The following is a 6,745-nucleotide window of genomic DNA, read 5'->3' as shown; positions in this document are numbered from 1 at the left end:
CCATTTCCCCTGGCTCTCATCCCGACGCTCACCAAGCACGGGTAGAGCGCGGGGCTTCCCGCCGAGAAGCTAAACTAGATAGAGCGATCGCTCTGAGCGCAACTAAATTCCTCTTTATCAAATCACCCACCCCTATCTTATCAAAAATTGGCGGTTTTGAGATCTGCCCCCAGTGGCGATTCTCACGGACCCCCGGAACCCTTGGCGGCGAATGCGATCGCATGAACGGTCCGCATCCACCGAAAACCACCAGATTTCACCAGAGAAAAATCGCCAGGAGAAATTGGCGTCACTGGAAGCGAGTACACTCATTGCTGCTCAACCTGAATCGGAAAAAATGATGAAAATTTTGCCACCTAAACTCGGGAAACCCAAACTATCCCTCGCCAGTTGTACGGGCTACTGTATTGGGTTTATCCTTTTAGAAGCCATAACCGTTTTCGGATTACTGCACCATGCCAAAGAAAAAGAAGCACTTTTTTTGTCCCGGTATATATTAAAACTAGAAGATGCCTATCTCGTCACCGTAGACACCTATGGCTTGGTCTCGCAAACGATTTACGATGAAGTCATTAACCAGCCAGAGGTTATTGATATTTTCAAACAAGCCGAATCCGCCACCCAAGCGCAACGCGATACTCTGCGCCGCCAGCTCTTCGATCGCTTAAATCCCACCTATCAAAATCTCAAGCAAAACAACCTGAAGCAACTGCACTTTCATTTGCCCGATGGCACCAGTTTCTTGCGCTTTCACCGACCCCCAAAATATGGCGACCCCCTCTTTGATGTCAGATATTCGGTAAAAATCGCCAATACCGAAAAGACTTTTATCACCGGATTTGAAGAAGGGAGAATTTACAACGGATTTAGATATGTGTTTCCCTTGTTTGCTTCGCCAGAAAACTCATCCACAGAAGAAACTCGCCACATCGGAAGTGTGGAAACCAGCATTTCCTTTCAGGCAATCCGACAGCAAATGAGCCAACTTTTTCCAGCAAAATATGCGTTTATGTTAAAAAAAGACGTGGTACGGCGGAAAGTGTTTGACTCGGAGTTGGATAATTATGTCCCTAGCGATATTAGCGATGATTTTTTTTATGAAAAAGCCATGCTGAATTCCCCGGAAAATGCGGAAGAGTCGCCATTGTCTTGGGAAGAAATTAAATCTATCAATCGCCGATTGAAGCCCCTGGTGCAGAAAAAGTTAAATCAAAATTTAGCGTTTGCGGTTCCCTTGCAAGATGAGGGGAAAGGATATGTGGTGACATTTGTCCCGATTAAAAATGTGCAAGGCGAGTTTGTTGCGTATTTGATGGCTTACGAATGCGACACTACCATTCGCAGTTACCGCCAAGATTTTGCCCTTCAACTACTGGGGATAACCTTTTCGGCATTTTTATTGGTGGCATTTATTTTTTATGTCAATCAAAGCAAACAGGTGCTAGAAAAGCGCAAAAACGAGTTAAGCGCATCGAATCAGCAATTAGAAAGAGAAATTATCCGCCGCAACCAGACGGAAGAAGAGTTAGTGCAATCCAACCAGAAGTTACAGGGGGAAATTCAAGGGCGAATGGAAGCGGAAGCGCTAGAAAGAGAAAAATCCCATCAACTGGAACAAGCGTTAAAACAGCTTCAGCGCACTCAAGCGCAATTAGTGCAAACTGAGAAGATGTCTTCTTTAGGGCAATTGGTGGCGGGAATCGCCCATGAAATCAACAATCCCACCAGCTTTATTTATGGAAATATTACCCCAGCGAAGGAGTATGCGGAATCGTTGTTAGGGGCGATCGCACTCTACCAGGAGTATTATCCCACACCAGAGGCAGAACTGGAAGAAGAATTAGAGGATCTGGATTTAGAATTTGTCCGAGAAGATTTTCTCAACCTGCTTAATTCTATTCAAATGGGAGCCGATCGCATCAAAAAAATCGTCCAATCCCTGCGGATTTTCTCCCGGTTTGACGAAGCAGAATTAAAAGCGGCGGACATTCATCAAGGGATTGACAGTACCTTGATGCTTCTGCGAAATAAATTGCAGAAAAATGCCGATTATGATGAGATTGAAGTGATTAAAGACTATGAAAAATTGCCCTTAGTGGAGTGCTATCCCGGATTGCTCAATCAAGTGTTTATGAATGTGTTAGTCAATGCCATTGATGCGATTGAAGAATGCAATCAGAAGCGCAGGGCGAGTGAAATGGCTGTTAATCCGGGTCAAATTCGCATTCAGACGCAATTAAACGAGAGCGCTCGCCAAGTAAGGATTGCCATTTCAGATAATGGTTGCGGAATTCCCGAAGAGGTGCGCGATCGCATTTTCGACCCCTTCTTTACCACCAAATCCATTGGAAAAGGAACCGGGTTGGGTCTCTCGATGAGCTATTCGATTATCGTCAATCGCCACGAAGGGTCGATGAAGTGTATCTCCACCATTGGTGAGGGCACTACTGTTGAAATTGCGATTCCCCTGAAACAGAATTTTCCGGCAAAATCGTAATCGGTGGATCGAGCATTTCCCCAGTACAAACCCTCGAAATTGCGATGGGCAATGTCTACCCGAGGAGTGAGTATAGGCAAACCTTAGAATTTTACATCAAGTTAGGAAAAAAAGAAGTAAAATTGGAGAAAGGGGGACAGGGGGGAGAATTGCCACGCAAAAAAATCACTCCGAATGAGGAGTGAAATCTTCTCCAAAATGATTACGATAGAAACAGTGCCTCGATGGTGTTTTGCTGATGAGCTATTGCGTGAATCCCCAGTGCCCGCAACCCGAAAATCCCGATAATGTGAAGTTTTGCCGCAGTTGTGGAACCAAACTGCAACTCAACGATCGCTATCGGGCGATGTCCCTGTTGGGGGAAGGGGGATTTGGGAGGACCTTTATTGCGGAAGATAGCGATCGGCGCAACGCCAAGTGCGTCATCAAACAATTTTTGCCCTTACCCCAAGTGCAGCAAAATCCCGACATGCTGCAAACCGCCACCAAAATGTTTACCCAAGAGGCGCAGCGTTTGTTGCAACTCGGCGATCATCCGCAGATTCCCACCTTATTTGGCGATTTCGAGCAAGAAGGGCGACTGTATTTAGTGCAACAGTTTATTGATGGCAAAAACCTGTTGCAAGACCTAGAAGAAAACGGAGCATTTCCGGAAGCAGAAATCGAAGCGATTCTCCTCGATCTGTTGCCGATATTGCAATACATTCACGAACGCAATATCATTCATCGCGACATCAAACCGGAAAACATTTTGCGCCGCCCGGATGGAAAATGCGTATTAATTGACTTTGGGGTAGCGAAGCAATTAACCAGCACGGTGTTGGTAAAAACCGGGACCAAAATCGGCACAGAAGGGTATGCGCCTATCGAACAATTGCGCGGGGGAAAAGCCTTTCCTGCCAGTGATTTGTACAGTTTGGGCGTTACCTGCATTCATCTGCTCAGCGATCGCAATCCCGACGAACTTTATGACCCGATAAACGGGCGATGGTTGTGGCGAGAAGCGCTGATGAATCGAGGCATCGAGATTAATCCGCGATTGGGGAAAGTGTTAGATAAATTAGTGCAAGAGTGGGTGAGCGATCGCTATGAAAGTGCCGATCGCGCCCTAGTGGATTTATATTGGTTGCCCCCGCAATTTTCCACCCCAGCATCCCCCTCAGCGAACAATCCGCCCCCCGCCAAAATTCCGCAAACCTGGAAATGCGTTCACACCCTCACGGCGCATTCTAACTACGCGATCGATGTCGCGATTAGTCCCGACAGCAAAACCTTGGTCAGTTGCAGTTACGATAAAACCATTAAAGTCTGGGATATCGTCACGGGAAACCTGCATGGCACCCTCAGCGCCCATACCGGATGGGTAAGTTGTCTGGCGATTAGTCCCGACAATCAAATCCTCGCCAGTGGCAGTTTGGATAATACCTTAAAACTGTGGAATTTGGGCAGTGGAAATTTGATGCGAACCCTGGGCGGATTGAGTGGATATGCGATTTCCCTGGCAATTAGTCCCGATGGAATCCTGGTTGTTGGGTGTTTTGATAACACAATTAAACTGTGGGATTTAAACAGTGGAAATTTCATCGGGACGCTGACCGGTCATACGGGATATGTAGAATCGGTATGCGTATCTTCGCAAGATTTTACCTTAGCCAGTGGCGGCGGTTACGATGACCATACCATCAAACTGTGGGACATTGATAACGGCACGTTAAAAAATACCCTGACCGGTCATTCAGCGTCGGTGAGGTCGATCGCCTTTACCTCTGATGGGACGCAGATCGTCAGTGGAAGCGAAGACAAAACTATAAAATTATGGGAAAGCGTCAGCGGTAAAGTCATCTACAGCATTCAAAATCCCGGATGGGTGCAGGCGGTGGCGCTTCATCCCGACGATCGCATTTTCGCCGCCGGCAGTCGCGATAGCACGATTCGACTGTATCATGTGGAGAATGGAGAAGAATTTGCTACCCTAAAATGGCATTCCGGACCGATAACCGGCCTGGCATTTAGTCCCGATGGCACGCGACTGGTGAGCAGCAGTTGGGATAAAACGGTGAAAATTTGGCAAGCAATATTATAAAGCCAAGGGGAAAAATAAACCTAAAAAAAAGTAAAAAAATATTCGGTGAATTTCCGGGGATTGGTTTGCAAGTGAGTTCGAGGCTAGTGGTCTGTTCGGTAGGGATTGAACGGTTTGGGGGGAAAATGCTACCACAGAAATATTCTAGTTAAACATCTGTTAAATGGTTGGTGATATGAGTTATTGCGTTAATCCTGCCTGCCCGCATCCCCAAAACCCCCCTCACGCCACCCTGTGCGTAAGTTGTGAAACGGCGTTGCGGCTGCAAAATCGCTATCGTGCGACCCAACTGTTGCGAGAAGGGGGGTTTGGGCGAACCTTTTTGGCAGTAGACGAACAAAATCCGGGTGCTGTTTTGGTCATCAAACAATATTTACCGGTAGAGACGGGAATGGAGGGGGGCGCAGAAAACAGCACTCTAGAAAAAGCGATCGAGGTTTTTAACCAAGATGCAAAGCGACAACAGGCCATTTCAGAGCATCCCCAAATTCCCACAGTGCTGACATACTTCGAGCAAGACAGTCGCTTGTACGTGGTGCAAGAATTTATCGAAGGACCGAGTTTGCTCGAACAGATGGAACGTCACGGTCCGTTTGACGAAGGGAAAATTCGTATTTTGCTCGAACAGCTTTTGCCGATTTTGCAGTTTATCCACGAACGGAATGTGATTCACCGGGATATCAAACCCGAGAGCATTCGCCAACGGGTCGCCGAGGCGACAGTGCCCGCCTCGACCCCTGCACTCTGGGGAGGAGAAGAGCTGGTGTTGGTGGATTTTGGCATTTCCAAACATTTGGCGAGTACGGGTTTGGCGCGGACCGGAAGTACCATCGGCACTGAAGGATATGCGCCGCCGGAACAGATACGCGGAGGACTGGCATATCCGGCGAGCGATTTGTACAGTTTGGGGGTGAGTTGCATTCAATTATTGACTGGGGAATGGCTTGACGAGCTTTACGATCCGCTTACCGGGCGTTGGATTTGGCGCGATCGCCTGCAGCAAAAAGGACGAGAGGTCAGCGAGGGGTTGGCGCAGATTTTGGATAAGTTGTTAGAAGACCGGGTAAGCGAACGGTATCAATCTGCTGTAGAAGCGATCGCCGATTTGCAAGACATCCTCCCCACCCCAGTTCCGCCACCTCGGGTTAATCTTCAAGAAGAGGCGATCGCCACCGCACCTGGGGTAGAGATTCCCGCCGCTTCCCTCTCCCCCAACCGTTGGCGATGCCTGCATACCCTGAGCGGTCATGTGGGGTGGGTGTGGACCGTGGGATTCGCACCGGATGGCAAAACTCTCGCCAGCGGTAGTGCGGACAATACGGTGATGATTTGGGATCTTTCGAGCGGCGAACGGATTAGCACTTTGAAAGGTCATTCGGATTTAGTGTTGTCCGTGACATTCAGTCCGCGATCGCCCCTCCTCGCCAGTAGCAGTCGCGACAAAAACATCATTCTGTGGGATGCCAGTAGGGGCGATCGGATTCGCACCCTCGGGGGTTGGTTTTCCGGTCATTCCGAGTTAGTCAATTCCCTCACCTTCAGTCCCGATGGCTCCACCCTCGCCTCTGGCAGTTGGGACCGCAAACTGATTTTGTGGGACAGCAGCACCGGCAAGCGAATTCGCACCCTGCGGGGGCATTCAAATTGGGTGTATTCCGTGGCGTTTAGTCCCGATGGCTCCACCCTCGCCTCTGGCAGTCGCGACACCACCCTGATGCTGTGGAATGCGATGACCGGCAGGCCGTTTTTTACCCTCTACAGCGACGCGGGATTGGTGAATGCGGTGGCGTTTAGTCCCGATGGGAAGACGGTTGCCAGTGGGAATTTCGACGGTACGGTGATATTGTGGGATGCGAGCAAAGGGGTGCAAACCGGTACCCTGCACGGCCATTCAGAGCGGGTGAATTCTCTGGTTTATCGTCCCGATGGGAAGATGCTCGCCACTGCCAGTCGCGATCGCACGATCGTCCTGTGGGATATGGACAGTCTCACCCCCATTTGCACCTTGACCGACCATCAGGAACGAGTATTTGCCGTGGCATTCAGTCCCGATGGCTCCACCCTCGCCAGTGCCAGTGGCGACGAAACCATCAAACTCTGGCAAGCGCCTTAAATAAGTAGGGTGGCCACGGGCCACCTGACACTTCCTTGCATATAACGTCCGA

At 49.1% G+C, this 6,745-nt stretch carries 4 protein-coding genes; all 4 read left to right on the top strand.

Annotation, left to right across the window (positions count from 1 at the left end):
* A partial coding sequence (locus AC0QH1_RS17380) for a hypothetical protein (protein ID WP_324632505.1) occupies positions 1 to 341 on the top strand: 341 nt, incomplete at its 5' end.
* Positions 338 to 2,497, top strand: coding sequence for an ATP-binding protein (locus AC0QH1_RS17375; protein ID WP_324632504.1), 2,160 nt, complete (start codon positions 338 to 340; stop codon positions 2,495 to 2,497). The genes AC0QH1_RS17380 and AC0QH1_RS17375, both read left to right, overlap by 4 nt.
* 238 nt (positions 2,498 to 2,735) lie before the next feature.
* Entirely contained in the window at positions 2,736 to 4,580 is a 1,845-nt protein-coding gene (locus AC0QH1_RS17370; RefSeq protein WP_324632503.1) for a serine/threonine-protein kinase, read from the top strand.
* Positions 4,581 to 4,755: 175 nt separating this feature from the next.
* Positions 4,756 to 6,693 (top strand): serine/threonine-protein kinase, encoded by a 1,938-nt coding sequence (locus tag AC0QH1_RS17365; protein ID WP_324632502.1) that lies wholly within the window; start codon positions 4,756 to 4,758, stop codon positions 6,691 to 6,693.
* Positions 6,694 to 6,745: the final 52 nt, after the last annotated feature.

The sequence above is a fragment of the Phormidium sp. CCY1219 genome, from assembly GCF_055795085.1.
Note: the sequence above shows the minus strand (reverse complement) of the source record. Positions and strands in the feature narration are given on the sequence as shown.